Here is a 16,977-nt window from a genome sequence, read left to right as displayed (position 1 = left end):
CGGATGCCGGGTGGGGCGGGGGCCCGGCGGGCCCCCGCCACGGGTCAGTTCGAGGGCTGGTACGTCGTCGGCTCGACCGGTGCCCGGACCGTGATCGCGTCGGACTGGGCGAACCGCAGACGGAAGGTGACGGTCTGCCCGGCCGTCGGCTTCTTCTTCAGGCCCATCAGCATCAGATGGTTGCCGCCGGTGCGCAGCACCAGGGTGCCGCCCGCGGGGATGGTGAACGCCTTCACCGGCTCCATCTGGTGCGCGGCCGTGGTGCGGTGCATCGTCACCATGTCGGCGATGTCGCTGCTCACTCCGGTGAGCTTGTCGGGCTGCCGGCCGGTGTTGGTGACGGTGAGATACCCGGCGGCCATGTCGGCCGTCACCGGCTGGCGCACGTAGGCGCCGCTCACCTTCAGCACCGGCTCGTCGTAGGCCACGGCGCCCGTGGACGACGAGGACGTGGATGCCGAGGATGCGGAGGAGCAGCCGGTCAGCACGGTGCATCCGAGCAGTAGCGCGGCGACGGCAGCGCCCGTGTGGAAGCGGACGCGACCGGTACGGGGGCGGGGACGGGTGGGGGCGGTGCGGGATGTCACGGCATCTCTCCCTTGACGAGCTTGGGCAGGTCGGCGGCGTACCGCTGCTCGGAGGTTCCCGAGGTGTAGAAGAGGTGGGCCTTGTCGTCCTTGGATGAGAAGGCGAACACCTCGGCCCCGTGGCTGACAGTCACGGTGCCGTCCTTGTGTTTCACCGGCGCGGAGATACCGATGCCCAGGCTTCGCGCCGCCTTCTGAATGGCGGTGAAGTCGCCTGTGAGGCCGGTGAAGGAGGGGTCGATCGCGCCGAGCCACGTCTTCAGGCGCCGGGGGGTGTCGCGGGTGGGGTCGGTGCTGACGAAGACCACGCGCAGCGCACGCCGGTCCACCGTGGGCAGCTTCCGTGCGGCCAGCGCGATGTCGGCCATCGTGGTGGGACAGACGTCGGGGCAGTGGGTGTAGCCGAAGTACAGCAGGGTCGGGTGCCCCGCCGTCCGCTTGACGAGGTCGTAGGGGTGGCCGGTCTGGTCGGTGAGGGTCAGGGCGGGCTTGGCGTCCGGTGTGTCCAGCGTGACCGTGCCGGGCGCCGCCGAGGAGGAAGGGGTGGAGACGACGGCGGCCGGCCGGCTGCCGGAGGTGCCGCAGGCGGTCAGGCCCAGCCCGGCCGCGACGGCCAGGGCCGCGACGGCGCTCAGCCGTCGCGTGGGAGCAGGAGGCATGGCAGAACTCCAGAGGGAGGCGGTGGGTCGCGCGGCGCCCGCTCCCCGGAGGGGGACAGCGCACACGACCGGCGTACGAGAACGGCGAGAGGCCCACGCCACGGCACGGCTGCGCATCGAGCCGATCGCTCAACGCACGGCGGCACGGCCGCCAGACAGACGCGCGGACCGAGCGCGTGCGGCGCGGCGTGGCGGAACACTGCGCTGCGGCAAGGACGGTCCAGGACTCACTGACCCCAGGGGGGTCGGGATCTCGCCGATGACAACTGGGCAGCCCTGTGACACCCCCGTGTGCGGAGGGCTCAGGCCGCCATGACCACCGCGGGCGGACCCCGGCGGGCGACGCACCTCCACAGCGCGGCGGATCTGGGCCGCCGCGCCCGGTCGCCCTCGGCCCGGTGCCGGGCGAATGCGGCCAGCAGCCGTACCAGCAGAGCCACCATCGACGGCATCCGGACGGCGGCCAGCAGTCCGCTCAGGCACCTCAGCAGGGTGAACCGGGCCGCCTGGCCGGCGGCCAGCGCCGGCATCCGGACGGCCTGCCACAGCGCGACCTCGCAACGGCGCAGCAACCAGCCCGTGACGGCGGCGGCGGCCAGATGCGCGGCGAGCATGGGCGGAGTGAACATCGAGGCCAGCGTCATCGCATGCGCACCGTGTCCGCCCATGCCCGCCATACCGGACATGGCCTGCGCCCCGTCCGCGGCCCGGGCCGGGTCGATGCGCGCCTGCTGGAGGATCCGGGCCGCCTGGGGCGCCGTGAGGTGTGCCGACTCCCCGCCGCACAACAGCCGCTGGGCCAGTTCCACCACGCTGCTCGACCGTTCGGCGGCCTGGCCGGACAGGGTGGAGACCTGCCCCAGGCAGAAGAGCAGGTGCAGGCCCGTCTCGCCGGCCAGCAGACTGAGCGCGATGCCCGGCAGGGAACGCTCCCGTCCGGTCAGCGGCCCCACCGCGCACAGCACCCCGGCCCAGCCGGCCGCCAGCGACCACACCGGGATCCGGCCGCCGGAGGCGAACATGTGGCCGACTGCCGACAGTGCCACGCAGACCACGGAGAACACCGCGGCTCTCAGCAGTCTCAGATCGGCGGCAGCACGTACCGGGACGTTCATGGCGGCCGCCATCATTCCAGGCGCCCGTCGAGCGCCGGGCACCGGGGTCCGCCCCATGCCGGCGGGGACGGCCCGGGACGCGATGCGGGACCGGCCCGGCTGTCCGCCGGACCGGTCCCGCTTGCCGCGTCATGTTCTGCCAGGCCGCTTCAGACGTGCCCCTTCCTACCGGTATTTCTGTGGGTGCTTTACCTGACGTCTGTCGATGCTCCGGGTGGTAGCTTGGCCGCGCGCGGGCCGTCATGCCCGAGCGCGTCCCCCACGGAGGCTACGGTCACACGACGGCCCTCCTCCTTCCCGTCGGCCGCGTCCGGCGCGACCTGCGCATCACGAGGACTCCCCCGCCGACGGCCACGACGACGGCCGCCGCGAGGACGACCAGCGCCGTGGTGCGGTCGAGGCCCAGGATCATGGCGCCCGAGTCCGAGCTCGCGCCCGGTGCCGCCAGGCTCAGGTTCCGGCAGGCATCCGGAGTCGTCACAGCCTGGGCGCCGTCGGCGACCTGGAACTGGAACGAATTGGTCTGCACATGACCGTCACCCGCGGTGACGGTATAGGTGACGGTGTTGACGCCCGCGCGCAAGGGGGTCACCGATGCGCAGGCCGTGGTGCCGCCGACGGCCACAGTGGGTGTCCCGACGGGCACCGCGGCGCTGTCCGGCCCGGTCACACTGATCTTCGGCATGCTTCCGGGTTTCAGGTTCTTGAAGGTCAGGGCGATGACGTCCGCCCCTGGGGCGATCTTGGCGCCGGGGGCGGGCGATGCGGTGTCGAGGGCGGTGTGGGCGTAGGCGGGCGTGCCGAGGAGCAGCAGTGCGCCCACCCACCCCAGCAGGCATCCCAGTGTGGTCAGAAGTCGAAGTCTGCGCATGCTATCCGGTTGTCCATTGCTTCCATGGGGTGGACGACGAGGGCGACGGCGCCCTTGCCGGTCTTCTTCGCGTTGTTCACCGTCGTCATGCCCTTGCCGGACTTGTCGGCGGTGAAGGTCAGCCACACCTCATTGGGCGGCTTGGCCGCACCGCCCTTGGTGAACTGGAAGTGCTCGCCGCCGTTGTCGGCGGAGCAGTGCTGGGCGTGCAGGTGGGCCATGTAGTGGTGGCCCGGTTTCAGGCCGGTCAGGGACACTGTCACCGTGGTGCCCTTCGCGCCCTGGGCCAGCCAGGCGGTGCCCTTGACGTCGTCCATGCCGGGCGGGCGGGTGTCCAGCAGCTTGAAGGCGCCCTTGACGACGTCGGCGCCGGGGATCTTGGAGGCGGGGGTGGCCGACGGGTCCCCGTACGACATGTTCATGTCGGACATGCCGCTGGTGGACTTGGACGGGGACGCGGAGGCGGCGGCCGCCTTTTCCGAGCCGCCGCCGGAGGAATCGCCGCCGCAGCCGGACAGCAGGGCGCCCACGGCGAGGGCGGTGCAGCAGAGGGCGAGACGAGTGCGCGGGCGGGGCGGATGCAGGACAGCGCCCCGCCCCCTGGTGGACGTCGTCGCGCTGTCGCGCGGGGGCGTGGGGTCGTGTGTGTGGTGGTACATCGAACTCCCGATCGTTGACGAAGGCCGGAGCCTCGCCAGGTGCGTCGCGGCAGCGGGCCGCAACGGCGCGACACGGTGGTCGCCTGGGTGGCGAGGGCGGGTCCGGGGCTGGGCAGAGCCGACCGACGCACACATGGGCACGTCGCCGGCGTCCGCCTGTCCCCCGGGCCGTGCCAGCCGTCGGAATCGGGCCGGGTTCAGGGCCGTACCGCGAACAGCGGATCGGGAGACAGCGGACTGGTGTCCGAACGAGCTCGCGGCGGTCCCCTGCGGACGACGACGTGCCTGAGCGCCGAGGGACCGGTCCGCCAGTGGTGCCTCCCGTCGCCGGTGACCGCCCGCCACGACAGGACCCCGCTCCCGACCGGCGTGTGGAAGAACGTGCGGAAGACCCGGCGCAGCGGAGCGAACACCACCGCCGCCAGGGCCCGGCCGATCCGGTGGGCCGCCGCCTCACCCCGCCACAGCCACAGTCCGCACACGACCGCGGCCAGCACATGGGCCAGGAACATCCCCGCGGAGCCCCCGTGCATCACGACCGACGCGACGGGCGACCCGGAAGATCCCGTCATGGGTCCGGAGCCGTGGGCCGTCCCCGCGTGATGCATCATCATGCCCGCATGGCCGAAGACCATCTCCGGCATGCCGGACCCCGGTCCGGCCCCGGCCATGCCGTCCGATGCGCCGCTATGGCCCGCCAGTCGGGGGGCGAAGCTGAAGAGCAGGTGCAGCAGTACCTGTGCGGCGACCGTGGTCCCGACGACCGTCGGCGCCGCACGCTCCCGCCCGGTCAGCCACCACCCGCCCGGTACCGCCCCCACGAAAGCCAGGCCCACAGCCCACCAGGGCAGGACCTCTCCCGAGGCCATCAGCGCGTGTCCCAATGCGCTCGCCACCACACAGACGGCCCCGAAGACCCCGGCCCGTGCCAGACGCACCGCATCGACCGCAGAGACGGGGACACCAGACGGCTGGCGCCGGGCCCCGTTCGCTCCGGCACCGCTGCGGTGCCTCCGGGAGTACATGGACGATCTCCTCACAACTCAACGCTCTCCATGTCCCCTTACGGTTGACGGGACGCCCGTGTTCACCCTCCACGCTTGGGCATCCGCCCGCTGATCGAAACCCTTGCTGTCACGCGCGGCACGCACGGCAGAGGGTCGACACGAGCGTGGCCGGCGCAGAGTTCGCGAGGGCCGGACGTCGACAACGAGGCCTCGGGACCCGAACCCGCCTGGCGGGACCGCGCCGCACAGCCAACGGTGTGACCGCGCTCGCGCCGGACGCCCGGAACTCCCTCGGGTACCTCCCCGACTGGCCGGAGCAGGATCCGCAAGGGCTCTGGCCCTCGCGTGTCATGCGGCGATGGCGCTGGGGATGGCGGTCATGTTCGCTGTGGCCGCCGGACCTCGGCCGGGCCGCGGGCGCGGGGCGGGAGAACCGTCGGACGGCCGTTTTCCGGGGCTCTGTGTGGGGAGGTAAGGGTGGAGTCGTCCATGGCCTGAGCGCGGTGGCCCGGACAGCGGCAGGGAATCAGGGGGTGAGGCTCCGTGTCCGCAACACTCGGGAGGCGAGTGACCGTCGCGGAGGGTGCATGGCCTTGGGAACAGCCGGTCCTTCCTGCACACAGGTGCACGGCGGTGGGCGAACTCCTGGCCAGGGCATGGTCCTTGTCCGTGCTGGCCACGGTGGTCCTCGTCGCGGGATACGCCTGGCTGGGCTTCTTCGTCGGAGATGCGACGGGGGCTGCGGTCGGGGCCGCCGTGGGGTTGGTGACCAGCGGAGGACTGCACATGGCGGTGAACCGGGCCGTGTCGGGTCCGCGTGGACACCGTCGCCCCGCTCCGGGCCCCAAGCCCCCTGGCGCGTGCTGACACAAGGCCCTCGCGCGCCCGGCCGCCGAGGCCGGAACCCGCCCAGCCGCCGGGCCCGGCACCCGGCGTCAGGCCGCGGCTGTCCGGGCGACCTCGTACCCCGCCTCCACGATGGCCGCGCGCAGCCGGGCGTCATCCAGGTCAGTGCCGTCGACGGACACCGATCCGGCCGCGATGTCGACGTTCACCTCGGCGACACCCGGGACCTGGGAGACCTCCTCGGTGATGCTCGCCGCGCAGTGCTGGCAGCTCATGCCGGTGACGAGGTACTGCTTGCGTGCCATGGCACAACTCCTGGGTTTCGGTGAGGCGTTGGTACACCTCTGGTTACGGATGCACCGGCCTGCCCGTTCATCCGATGCGGTCCCCCACAGAGTCGCCGCGATGCCGGGGCGGGTTCCCGGCCGGGGCACGTGTCACTCGGACGGACCATGACCACTCTCGCCGGAGGCCAGGTCGTCTTCGCGCGACCGCGCGGCACCCGCCGGGCCGGGCCGCAGGAACGGCCCGGCCCAGGGGGGCCGGTCAGCCCGCGGGGGTGGCGGAGCCGGCCATGCGGCGGCTCCGGAGCGCGCCCAGGGCCAGGTCGACGACGAGGAAGCCGGCCAGCGGGATGCCGAACAGGGGTATCACCCAGCCCACCGCGGCGACCACGACTATGCCGACGGCGACGGCCCAGGACGGCAGGGAGCGCCAGGCACCGCGGGCGGGCGGCGCACCGAGCGGCGCACGGCGGTCGGCGCGGGTGGGGCGGCGCTGCCACCACATGCGGTATCCCCACAGGATCACGCAGATCAGGCCGAGGGCCAGGGCGGCGAGGAGAATCTGGTTGACCAGGCCGAAGAGGGTGCCCATGTGGGCGTTGATGCCCCAGCGAGTGAGTTTGGCCATGACCGGCCAGTCGGCGAAGGCGACCTTGTCGGTCACGCGCTCGGTGGCGGCGTCGACGGCGACGCTGTCACGTCCCACCGGCCAGAGGTTGCGGGTCTGCGTCACGGTCCAGGCGGAGGAGTCGTCCGCGGGCACGGCGATCTCCACCGGGCCACCCACCCCGTCGGCTCGGGCAGCCTTGAGGACGCCATCTATCGCGGCCGGATCGACGCTCTTGGCCGCGCTCTTCGCGGCGCCGGACCCCTCCGTGCCGCTCGTCAGGGTGGCGGCCACGGAGGGTGTGTGGGAGTGCAGCGCGTCCAGCGCCTCGCCGAAGTTGGCGCCGGCGTAGCGCGACCACGTCAGGCCGGTGGCGGAGAGGCCCAGCAGGCCGACGGCGAGCCAGACTCCGGTCGCGGCATGCCAGCTGCGGGTGCGCCGTACGCCCTGTTTCGCGGCCCGGTCCGGCAGCAGCAGGCGTCGCGCGGTCCGTTTGCCGTGGCGGCGGCGCCACCACAGGAAGAGACCGCCGAGGACGAGAACCCACAGCCAACTGGCCGCCGTCTCCGAGTAGTAGCGGCCGGCGGTCCCGAGGTTGAGGTTGCGGTGCAGGGCGTCGAGCCACGTGGTGAGCGGGGTCTCGGCGTACCAGGTGGTCAGCTGTCCCCTGGTCTTGCCCGTGTACGGGTCGACGTAGACGGTGTGGGTCTTCTCGCCGAGTTCGGGCAGGGCGAAGTCCACCTGGGTGGTGTCGTCGCCGCTTCCCGGGCGTACGGCGGTCAGCGTGCCCGCCGGATGCTCGGCGCGGGCGGCGGCGACCTGCCCGGACAGGGGCACGGCGCTGCCCCCGGTGTGGGCGACGTGGAGTTCCTGGCCGTAGACGAGCGAGTCGAGTTGGGGCGTGAAGGTGTAGAGCAGGCCGGTGACGGCCGCGACGAGCAGGAACGGCGCCACCAGGATCCCGGCGTAGAAGTGCAGCCGTGCCAGCAGCGGGCCGAGGCCTTCCGCCTTCCGGGCCGGCGCGGCCGTCGCCCGTGTCACGGCCGTCGTGGTGGCCGTTGCCTCGGCGCCCGCACCCGGTTCGGGCAGGGCGGGTTCTTCGGAGTCGACAGTCGTCATCTTCACCTCGTGCTGGGTCGGCGGTGCACCGGACACCGGATCCGTGCAGGACACTCGACGTCCGACAGATGGATCGCCGCGACGCCGCTCCAGGGGCCGCATTCGGCCGCTGTCCTGAACTAGTCGGACCGAGGGGCGCCCCAGTTCCCGGGAATCCGCACGAATTCCACCGACGCCGACACCGGACGCCGCCGGCCACGAGCCGCGGTACGGGATGACACAGACATGGCCCGGCCCGACCGCACGTCCCGCTGGGGCGGCGGTCGCAGCCGGGCATACGCCGACGACGCGGCCGGGGTTCCGCTCGGAGGTCGTGGGCCGGCTGCCACTGGGCTTCGGGGCGCGGGGATCGCTGCCCTACCCCCGCACCAGACTGCGACTCCGTACACGGGACCGGAGATCCAGGCAACCGGCTGCCGCTCGCTTCCGGTCGGTTCCGCGCGGGTGTCGTGGTGTCGATGAGGGCGGTTTGTCCGGCAGGAAGACCGGCATCAGACGACCACACCGCCCCGGAAGAGCGATCAGAGCGATCGCATCCCCGGGCCCATGGCGCAGCGGCGTCCCACAGACGAGGGGGCTATGCCACTTCGCTGCGTGAGAGGGCGTCCTGACGCACCGACGGGCCGATGAAGTACGGGGGCGGGAGCGGGTTCCGACGGGGCAGGGGAGGCACGGTGCTTGGCCGGGACGCCACCGGGACTCGGACCGGTCGCGCCACCATGGCCGCCGGGCCGGTGGCGCTTACGGCGGGCGGCCGGTCCACTCGGCCGGTCTGCCATCTCCAGCCGTCCGGCATCCCTGGCCGTTGGTCTCGGGGGCACAACGGCCCGGCCCGGGGCGTGGGTCTTCGATCGTGCGCCGTTGGGTCAGGGGGTCACTATGCCGTCCAGTTTCCCGGCCTTCGCCTCCTCCACCAGCGAGCCGAACTGGTCGACGCTCATCTGGACACGCTGTCCGAAGTCGTCGGTGAGCAGGATGCGGCGCTCCGCGGGCGCGTTGGGGTCGACGAAGAGCTGCGGGCACCCGCAGTTGCACTCTCCGCAGAAGGTCGCCAGGGGCTCCAGAGCGGTGATGTCGTCCATCGTGCACTGCCTTTCAACGGAAGGAGGGGGGTGGACGAGGCATACCCCCGTGCGCACGACGACACGCGCCGGCGTACGCACGGGCCGAGGCACATCGAAACGCGCCCGTGCGCCGTTTCACACCCGGTGCCCCAGGTGACTCACCTCCGGCGGGAACCAGATCGAAAGGCTGCACGACTACATGGGAGGGCTTGAAGCGCCGCGTTCCAAAAGCGTCGTCAGGAAGGCGCCTATCGCCCGTGGCACCCCGCGCCAGGGTGTGGCCAGGGACGCCCCCTTGACCATCGGTGTGCTGCTCTTCGACGACGTCGAGGAACTCGACGTCGTCGGCCCGTGGGAGGTGCTCGACGGTCAGGCCGGTGGTGTTGCCGCCCGCGTCCTGGAGGAGCGCGGCGGTACGACGGGCCGCAGCCCGGGGGGACAGTTCCCAGAGCAGTAGACCGCCCGCAACAGGGTTGACTTTCCGCTGCCGTTGGGACCGACGAGGCCGACGATGTCGCCCTTGCGGGCCTCAAGGCTCACCTCGCGCAGGATCGAGGTGCGGTCCAGGGTGAGGTGGAGCCGGTCGACAACGAGTTTCATACGGTCAGTCCAAACCCTAGTTGCGGCGCAGCAGCCACACGAAGAAGGGGGACGCCGAGCAGGGCGGAGAGGATGCCCAGCGGCAGTTCGTTGGGGCGGTTGAGGGTGCGGGAAAGCAGGTCGACCAGGACCAGGTAGACCGCGCCCAGCAGGCCGGGCAGGGGCAGCAGGCGGCGGTGCTCGGCGCCGATGGTCAGCCGTACCAGGTGCGGGATCGTCAGGCCGACGAAGCCGATGCCGCCCGCGACCGCGATGACGGTCCCGGTCAGCAGCGCGCTGAGGACCAGCAGGACGGCCCGCAGCCGGTTGACGTCGACGCCGAGCGCGGTGGCGGACTCGTCGCCGGCCAGCAGGACGTTGAAGCGGCGGCCGAACAAGGACAGCAGGGCGGTCGTGACCGGCACGACCGCGGCGACCTGGTCCCATTTGGCCCCGGCCACGCTGCCCAGCATCCAGAACATGACCGTCCGCAACTCGGGCGGCGTCGCCTGGAGTTGAACGAAGCTGGTCGTGGAAAGGAAGACGTAGCCGATGGCCACGCCCGCCAGCACCAGCCGGACCGGCGCCAGCCGTCCCCGCCGCTGACCGAGGGCGAAGACCAGCGCGCCCGCGGCGCCCGCGCCGAGGAAGGCCGCGGCCGACACCCCGAGCCCGGCGAGGACTGCGCCCCCGCCGAGGGTGATGACGACGACCGGGGCCAGTTCGGGATGGCCGTGGGGGTCATGCCAGGGCGTCGTCGAGGACACCCCGGAAGAATCCACTTGGCCCCGTTCTGGAGCGGGTGACGCCGCGCTCCTCCCCCAGGCTCCGGCATCCGTTCCACGTGCTCGATGGAGTCCGCGCCGTGCGTGCTTCTGATCGCCGCGAAGGCACTCTCTATCCCTGGTGTCATGCAGGCCCCTCCTGGCCACTGCCGCCGTGGTCGGCTGACGAGCCGGTGTCGCAGTAGTAGTCGGGGGAACAAGCCGGGAGTTCCCGCGATGTTCCATCAATTCTTCAGAGCGGCAGGGGACTTGGACCCGCCGCCGGTCGCGAGGGCGAACGGCGTGCGCCGGGGCGGTCGGGCACCCACCCACCCGTCGGTCGCACAGGGCGGTGAGCGCCGAGTCCTCGGTCGCCATCAGGAGGGTCACCGGCAGTTCGGCGAGCAGGAGCACAAGAGCCTCGCGGTCGTCCGGTTCCAGTCCTTCGGCGGGTTCGTCGGCCGGCAGCACACCAGCTCCCGCCGACATACAGCCGATGACCCGGGCCTAATGCAGGCGCTGAATCTCGCCCGGTGTGAGGCTGTGCAGGGAGCGGCCCGTCAGCCTGGCGACGCCCAGCAGATCAGCGGCGAAGGCCGCCGCTGCCGGGTGTGCGCTCCGGGCCAGTACATCGGCTGCCCGCGCCTGCGAGCGGACCGGGACGGGACGCCGGGGGAGCCAGGCGCAGGCCCTGGCGCGCCACGCCCGCTCGGCGGGAGTGCGGCTGCCCCGGCCGCCCTCCGTGATCTGCCCGCCGGCCACCGGGTTCAGCCCGGCCAGGGCGCGCAGCAGCGCCGTGGCCGTCGCCCCGTCCCAGCTGCTCATTCGCCGGCCGCGATGTCCAGGGACAGCTCCTGGGCGGCTGCGAAGGTCACGGCCCTCAGTCCTACGGTCCAGTGCGAGCGGATCGGCCGCGAGCGGCCACAACCGCGGTACCGGAGGGTGGGATCGCTCGCTGGTGACTGTCACGTCCCGGTGGTCACCCGCCCGTGCCGTCGAGTTCCCGGCGGCGCGGCCCGCTTCCCGGGACCGCGCCGCCGGGGTAAGTGACCCGGGGTCAGGCCGTGAGGGCGCTCGGCGCCTCGGCTTCCCGCAGCAGCAGCTCCAGGGTGGCTCGGGCACGGTTGACCCGGGAGCGGACCGTGCCGACGGGGCAGCCGACGAACCCGGCCGTCTCCTCGTACGACAGCCCGACCACCTGGGTCAGCACGAACACCTCCCGGCGTTCGTCGGGCAGGCTCTCCAGCAGGTCGAGCAGGGCCACACCCTCGTCGAAGCCCGGCAGGCCGCGCGGCTGGGAGCGTTCCACCGCCGTCTGCCAGTCGACGGCGTCCGCGATCCGGGGACGGACCGCGGCACGGCGCAGGTCGTCGGCGACCGCGCGCCGGGCGATCGACAGCAGCCAGGTACGGGCCGAGGCGCGGCCCTCGTAACGGTGCAGGCTGCCGAACGCCCGCGCGAAGGTGTCCTGGGTCAGGTCGTGGGCGGTCTGGGGGTCACCGCTGAGGTGAGCCACGTAGCGCAGCACGTCGGCGTGCAGGGCGCGGACGAAGTGGTCGGCCGCGTCGAGGTCGCCACCGCGGGCAGCCAGTGCCCAGGCAGTCGCCGACGCGTCCGCGGCAGCGCGATCCGCGCGGGGAGCGGGCAGGACAGAGATCATCACGTGATGTCCTTCTCAGGTCTTCCGGGGCCGGGCCCGTACGAAGGCACGGCTCACCGGCACATGGGGTGCGTCCGTACGCGAGAGGTACGGCGATGCCCGGGGCCGGTGAGGGACCGCCTGCCCGCGGCGGCACGTGAGCGGGTCACAGTGAGAAGACCGTCGGCAGGCCTGCGCGCGAGTGGGCCGCAGGACGACGCAAGGGGCAGGGGTGGGCCCCGGGTGGTGGATCCGGCTGTCTCAGAGGACAGCGGCACCCGCGGGCGGACCACGGAAGGTGAGAGAACAGCACAGCAGCAGCCGCACCGGAGCCGGACAGGCGAAGTCACGGCGCCTGCGCAGGGACGGGCGGCCCAGTGGGGCGGGCGGGGCCGCCAGCAGCAGTCGCAGCGGGGCCGCCAGCCAGGCCGCCGCGGCCCTGAGGACGCGGAACACTGCGCACTCGCCATGGGCCAGCCACAGCCCGCACAGGACCGCGGCCAGCAGGTGCGCGGCGAACATGCCGACCGAGGCCGTACCGCTCATGCCGGCCATGCCGTGCATGTCGTGCACGCGTTCAAGGCCGGTCATGCCGTGCACCGCGTGCACGGTGGACCCCATGTCCATGCCGCCCATGGAACCCATGTCCATCGATCCCGTCGGGCCCATGTCCATGGTGCTCGTGCCCGTCGGGCCCCCGGCGCCGGGCATGACGGCCGGCTCCGGCGCCGACGCGAGCTTCTGCGCCTGGGTGAACGTCTCGTGGAGCACCGCCTGCGCGGCGGTCACGAACGCGACGATCAGGGCGCGACCGCGCTCCCGGCCGGCCAGCAGCCAGCCGGCCGCGCCGGTGCCGGCCGCACCCGCGGCCATGGCCCACCAGGGCACGGGGATCCCCGACATGGCCGTGTGTCCGAAGCCGGCGAGCAGCACGCAGACGGCGGCGAACACGCCGGCCCGCACCGTGCGGCACCCTCCTCGGACAGCCATAGCCCGCCCATCCTCGCACCCGGCGTCTGATCGTCATCAGTGGGTACGTACGAGCCCCCACCCTCCGACTCACCGGCCGGAAGGTGACTCAAGTCACCACACATGTACGGGAACTCGGGGCCCCGTGGCAACGACTACTGCAACGGGACCGAACCGGGCCGGACCACCACGGCCAGTACCTTGACCCGGCCGCTGCGCCGGAATTCCAGGGTGAACGGCACGAGATCACCCGACCGCCACCCGGCCGAGGGCACGGGCACCATCAGGTCCAAAGGTCCACCCCATTGGGTGACATGGTGAGGCTGTCGCCCGCCGCGACGGAGACTGAGTCGATCGTGGACCGGTAGGCCGCGTTGCCCTGCTGCATGCGGTGCCGGGAGAGCGCTATCTCACCGGGGACGTCACGTGCCGTGATCCGGATCAGGGTGTCGGCCGAGCCGCCCTCGTTGGCGATGTGGAAGAACGCCGCCGTCTCCGGGACTCCGTCGGACGGCAGCAGCACTTTCCCCGCGGTGACCCGGATGGCCGCAGGGCTGCCGGCCAGCGCCACACTGCACGCCGCGACGGGTACGAGAGCGGCGAGCGCCCCGTCCCACAGCCGCCGCCGGTCCGGGCGCTTCAGCGAGGACAGCGGGTACGTGATCCGCTTCATCGGGCACCGGCCTTCGCGCGCCGCGTCCCGGGATGGCTCCGACCGCGGGCGGGAGAGGGCTGCCAGCCGCGTAGCCGCAGGCTGTTGGCGACCACCAGCACGGAACTCACCGACATCGCCGCGGCGGCGAACATCGGATCGAGCAGGCCGGCCATGGCCAGCGGCACGGTGACGACGTTGTAGCCGAACGCCCACACCAGGTTGGCCCGGATCGTTCCCAGCGTGCGCCGGGCCAGCAGGACGGCGTCGACGAGCGCCTCGATGTCCCCGCGCGCCAGGGTGAGGTCGGCGGCGCCGATGGCCACGTCGGTGCCGCTGCCCATGGCGATGCCCAGATCGGCTTCGGCGAGTGCGGCGGCGTCGTTCACGCCGTCGCCGACCACCGCGACCCGGGCACCCTCCTCCTTCAACTGCCGTACGAGGGCGGCCTTGTCCTCGGGGGTGCAGCGGGCGCGCACCTCGTCGATGTTCAGGGCTGCGGCGACCGCTTGGGCGGGCGCCGTGCGGTCCCCGGTGGCGAGCACCGGGCGGATACCGAGCCGGCGCAGCCGCTCCACGGCCCGGTAGCTGCCGGGGCGCACCAGGTCACCGACCGCGATCAGCGCTTTGGCCCGGCCGTCGACCGTCACCAGGACCGGAGTGTGCGCGGCCTCCTCCGCCTCGGCCAGCGCCTTGGCCAGCGCGCGCGGCAGCTTGCCGTCCGGCGCAACCACCTCCACCAGGACGCCGTCCACCCGGCCGCTCACGCCGTGTCCCGGCACCGCGGCGAAGTCCGTCACCTCCGGCAGCGGTCCGGGCGCCTGTGTGCGGTCCGCGTACGCGGTGACCGCCCGCCCGATCGGATGCTCGGAGCCGCGCTCCACCGCCCCGGCCAGCCGCATCACCGCGTCCTGCCCAAGTGAGCCAGGCAGCACGGTGACCTTGGCCACCGTCATGTGACCGGTGGTCAGCGTGCCGGTCTTGTCCAGCACGACCGTGTCCACATGCTGAAGCGCCTCCAGCGTCTGCGGCCCGCTCACCAGCACGCCCAGCTGGGCCCCCCGCCCGGTGGCCGCCATCAGGGCGGTCGGCGTCGCCAGCCCCAGCGCGCACGGGCAGGCCACGACGAGCACGGCCACACAGGCGGTGAGCGCCGCCTGCGGATCGGCACCGGCGCCCAGCCAGAACCCGAGCACGGTCACCGCGATCGCCAGCACCACGGGGACGAACACGCCCGCGACCGCGTCGGCCAGCCGCTGCGCCCGCGCCTTGCCCGCCTGCGCCTCCGTCACCAGCCGCGTGATGCGAGCCAGCTGCGTGTCCGCGCCGACCGCCGTGGCCTCGACCAGCAGCAGCCCGCCGGCGTTGACGGCCCCACCGACCAGGGCCGAGCCGGGAGACACCTCCACGGGCTGACTTTCGCCGGTGACCAGGGACAGGTCAACGGCCGAACTGCCCTCCGTGACGCGCCCGTCGGTGGCGACCCGCTCACCGGGACGCACCACGAAGACCTGCCCCACCCGCAACTGCTCGATAGAGACCGACCGCTCACCGTGCTCGTCGCGGACGGACACCTTCTTGGCGGCCAGTTCTGCCAGCGACCGCAGCGCCGCCCCGGTCCCCCGCCGCGCCCGCGCCTCCAGGAACCGCCCGGTCAGCACGAACAGCGGCACACTGACAGCGGCTTCGAGATACAGGTGCGCCATGCCCTCCGAGGCGGACGGCACCAGACTGAACGACATCCGCATCCCGGGCTCGCCCGCGCCCCCGAGGAACAGCGCGTACACCGACCAGGAGAACGACGCCGCGACGCCGAGCGAGACGAGGGTGTCCATGGTGGCCGTGGAGTGCCGCAGTCCCCGCAGCGCCCTGATGTGAAAGGGCCAGGCGCTCCACACAGCCACCGGGGCGGCCAGCATGAAACACAGCCACTGCCAGTTGCGGAACTGCCACGCCGGCACCATCGACAGCACCAGGACCGGTACCGCCAGCAGAGCGGTGACCACGAGCCGTTCCCGCTCGCGGCGGGCCTCGTCGCTCGCGGCCTTGTCCGCTTCCTCGGTCGGCTCCTCGTCCTCACGCACGGGCAGGGCGGCCTGGTATCCGGCCTGCTCGACCGCGGTGACGAGATCCTCGGGCGCGACGGCGGCCGGGTGGCTGACCCGCGCGAGCCCCGTGGCCAGGTTGACCGTGGCCGTGACGCCCTCCAGCTTGGCGAGCTTCTTCTCCACCCTCCGGACGCAGGCCGCGCAGGTCATCCCGCCCACGGTGACGTCCGTGACCACGAGGCTCGCCATCGGTTCGGCCGCCATCACTCACCGCTCCCATGGCCCATCCCCGGCATGTCGTCCATACCGCCGCCACTCCCGCCGCCCCCGTCACTCCCGCCGTTCCCACCACTGCTCCCGGTTCTCCCGGTTCCGTGCATGCCTGGCGCCACCGGTCCCGCCGCCGACCCGACGGCGTAGGACACCGAGAACACCAGCGCCAGCAGAAGCAGGAACCCGCACAGCGCGGGAGCCGGCAGCAGTCTGCGGGCGGCCCCGCCGACGGAGGGGGGTGACAAGGGAATATCGGCCATGCCCGACCTTCCTGGTCGCATCGAACCGTCCTGCGAAAGACGGCGGTTGTAGCCGTAGCACTCCAGTAGTCGAGTCGGCAGAGCGTCGAGTTCCGGCAGTTAATCGTGATGTACGTCACATGTAAAACGGGCGAGGGTCTGGTTCCCGGAGCGGTCCTGCGCGTGCGCCGCATATGAGTCGACCGCTCGACGAGCTGTGCCCTGCCGACCGCTCGCCATCGGCAGGGCACCCCGCCTCACTCGGGCCGGGAACCGCCGGAGCGGCCACGCACGACGGCGAAGGCCGCCGCGGCCAGGCCCAGTACGCCCACGACCAGCCCGGCGACCCCGAGACCGCGGGCGGTGGAGTCGCTGCCGCCGGAGGCGGCGGACACGGATGCCTTCGAGGGGGACGCGGAGGCGGTCGGCACGCCGGCTTCGTCCGATGCGTTCTTCGCGGTCAGCTTGAGGACCGGGGCCGGGTTCTCCGGCTCCTCGTCGCCCTGCGCCGCCTCCTCGATCCAGCGGACGGTCTTGCCGTCGGAGTAGGTCTGGAGCGTCTTGAAGGTCAGTTCGTCGGTGTCCTCGGGCAGCTGACCGAAGGCGACGTCGAAGTCCTCGTAGTGCCCGGGGTCGATCTTGCCGCCGGTCCAGGTGACCTCGGAGACGGCGTCGGTGATGGTGCCGTCGTCGGTCTTGACCGGCGTCTTGAGCTTCGTGTTCGTGACCTTGGCGCTCCAGCCGTCGCGCGGGGAGACGAGGACGCCGAGGACGGGGTGGTCGGTGGGCAGGAAGACCTGGACCTTGGTGGTGGAGGCGGTGTCCTCCTCGTTGGGGACACGGAAGGTCAGGACTCCGTCGGTGGCGCCCTTGGCGTAGCTGTCGGGGTGGACGGTGACGTGCGCGGAGGCGATGCCCGCGGCGGCGAGGACTCCGGCCGCGGCGAGAGCGGTGACGGCGCCGACGCGGCGCAGCGTGATGCGTACTCGGTACATG

At 72.5% G+C, this 16,977-nt stretch carries 16 protein-coding genes and 2 pseudogenes; all 18 read right to left on the bottom strand.

The window, feature by feature from the left end; translation table 11 throughout:
- Window positions 1–44: 44 nt before the first annotated feature.
- On the bottom strand, window positions 45–587 hold the full coding sequence (locus tag ACIRPX_RS06845; protein ID WP_404189251.1) for a copper chaperone PCu(A)C: 543 nt from the start codon (window positions 585–587) through the stop codon (window positions 45–47).
- Window positions 584–1,246 carry an SCO family protein gene (locus ACIRPX_RS06840; RefSeq protein ID WP_404189248.1) on the bottom strand — a complete coding sequence of 221 codons (663 nt, stop codon included), beginning with the start codon at window positions 1,244–1,246 and terminating at the stop codon, window positions 584–586. The genes ACIRPX_RS06845 and ACIRPX_RS06840 overlap by 4 nt, the downstream gene beginning before the upstream one ends.
- A 302-nt stretch (window positions 1,247–1,548) precedes the next feature.
- The gene (locus tag ACIRPX_RS06835; protein ID WP_404189245.1) at window positions 1,549–2,361 is read right to left on the bottom strand and encodes a hypothetical protein; all 813 of its coding nucleotides are present in this window, start codon (window positions 2,359–2,361) and stop codon (window positions 1,549–1,551) included.
- Window positions 2,362–2,635: 274 nt separating this feature from the next.
- Window positions 2,636–3,232 (bottom strand): copper resistance protein CopC, encoded by a 597-nt coding sequence (locus tag ACIRPX_RS06830; RefSeq protein ID WP_404189242.1) that lies wholly within the window; start codon window positions 3,230–3,232, stop codon window positions 2,636–2,638.
- The gene (locus ACIRPX_RS06825) at window positions 3,211–3,891 is read right to left on the bottom strand and encodes a superoxide dismutase family protein (RefSeq protein WP_404189239.1); all 681 of its coding nucleotides are present in this window, start codon (window positions 3,889–3,891) and stop codon (window positions 3,211–3,213) included. The genes ACIRPX_RS06830 and ACIRPX_RS06825 overlap by 22 nt, the downstream gene beginning before the upstream one ends.
- Window positions 3,892–4,088: 197 nt before the next feature.
- On the bottom strand, window positions 4,089–4,829 hold the full coding sequence (locus tag ACIRPX_RS06820; protein WP_404189236.1) for a hypothetical protein: 741 nt from the start codon (window positions 4,827–4,829) through the stop codon (window positions 4,089–4,091).
- 1,004 nt (window positions 4,830–5,833) lie between these two features.
- A complete protein-coding gene (locus ACIRPX_RS06815) occupies window positions 5,834–6,049 on the bottom strand; it encodes a heavy-metal-associated domain-containing protein (RefSeq protein WP_404189234.1) in 216 nt (71 codons plus the stop codon).
- 241 nt (window positions 6,050–6,290) lie between these two features.
- Window positions 6,291–7,754: a PepSY-associated TM helix domain-containing protein gene (locus ACIRPX_RS06810; RefSeq protein ID WP_404189231.1), complete on the bottom strand. Its 1,464-nt coding sequence runs from the start codon at window positions 7,752–7,754 to the stop codon at window positions 6,291–6,293.
- Between the two features lie 866 nt (window positions 7,755–8,620).
- Complete coding sequence (locus ACIRPX_RS06805) at window positions 8,621–8,836, bottom strand: hypothetical protein (RefSeq protein WP_404189228.1); 216 nt, start codon at window positions 8,834–8,836, stop codon at window positions 8,621–8,623.
- A gap of 337 nt (window positions 8,837–9,173) precedes the next feature.
- Window positions 9,174–9,418, bottom strand: a pseudogene (locus tag ACIRPX_RS06800) (ATP-binding cassette domain-containing protein); the annotation flags it as partial.
- Between the two features lie 16 nt (window positions 9,419–9,434).
- Window positions 9,435–10,119 (bottom strand): annotated as a pseudogene (locus ACIRPX_RS06795) (FecCD family ABC transporter permease); the annotation flags it as partial.
- 549 nt (window positions 10,120–10,668) lie between these two features.
- Entirely contained in the window at window positions 10,669–10,986 is a 318-nt protein-coding gene (locus ACIRPX_RS06790) for a hypothetical protein (RefSeq protein ID WP_404189225.1), read from the bottom strand.
- Between the two features lie 232 nt (window positions 10,987–11,218).
- Window positions 11,219–11,821 (bottom strand): sigma-70 family RNA polymerase sigma factor, encoded by a 603-nt coding sequence (locus tag ACIRPX_RS06785; RefSeq protein WP_404189301.1) that lies wholly within the window; start codon window positions 11,819–11,821, stop codon window positions 11,219–11,221.
- A gap of 240 nt (window positions 11,822–12,061) precedes the next feature.
- On the bottom strand, window positions 12,062–12,790 hold the full coding sequence (locus ACIRPX_RS06780; protein WP_404189222.1) for a hypothetical protein: 729 nt from the start codon (window positions 12,788–12,790) through the stop codon (window positions 12,062–12,064).
- Window positions 12,791–13,052: 262 nt separating this feature from the next.
- Window positions 13,053–13,442, bottom strand: a complete 390-nt coding sequence (locus ACIRPX_RS06775; protein WP_404189220.1) for a copper chaperone PCu(A)C — start codon at window positions 13,440–13,442, stop codon at window positions 13,053–13,055.
- On the bottom strand, window positions 13,439–15,733 hold the full coding sequence (locus ACIRPX_RS06770; RefSeq protein ID WP_404189217.1) for a heavy metal translocating P-type ATPase: 2,295 nt from the start codon (window positions 15,731–15,733) through the stop codon (window positions 13,439–13,441). Before ACIRPX_RS06770 ends, ACIRPX_RS06775 begins: the two co-directional genes overlap by 4 nt.
- Entirely contained in the window at window positions 15,733–16,002 is a 270-nt protein-coding gene (locus tag ACIRPX_RS06765; protein ID WP_404189214.1) for a hypothetical protein, read from the bottom strand. Before ACIRPX_RS06765 ends, ACIRPX_RS06770 begins: the two co-directional genes overlap by 1 nt.
- 236 nt (window positions 16,003–16,238) lie before the next feature.
- Window positions 16,239–16,976 (bottom strand): YcnI family protein, encoded by a 738-nt coding sequence (locus ACIRPX_RS06760; protein WP_404189212.1) that lies wholly within the window; start codon window positions 16,974–16,976, stop codon window positions 16,239–16,241.
- Between the last annotated feature and the right edge of the window lies 1 nt (window position 16,977).

It is taken from the genome of Streptomyces sp. NPDC101225 (genome assembly GCF_044767585.1).
In the GTDB taxonomy this organism is placed as follows: Bacteria; Actinomycetota; Actinomycetes; order Streptomycetales; family Streptomycetaceae; genus Streptomyces.
The sequence above is the reverse complement of the archived record's forward strand: the minus strand, read 5'-3'. Positions and strand labels throughout refer to the sequence as shown.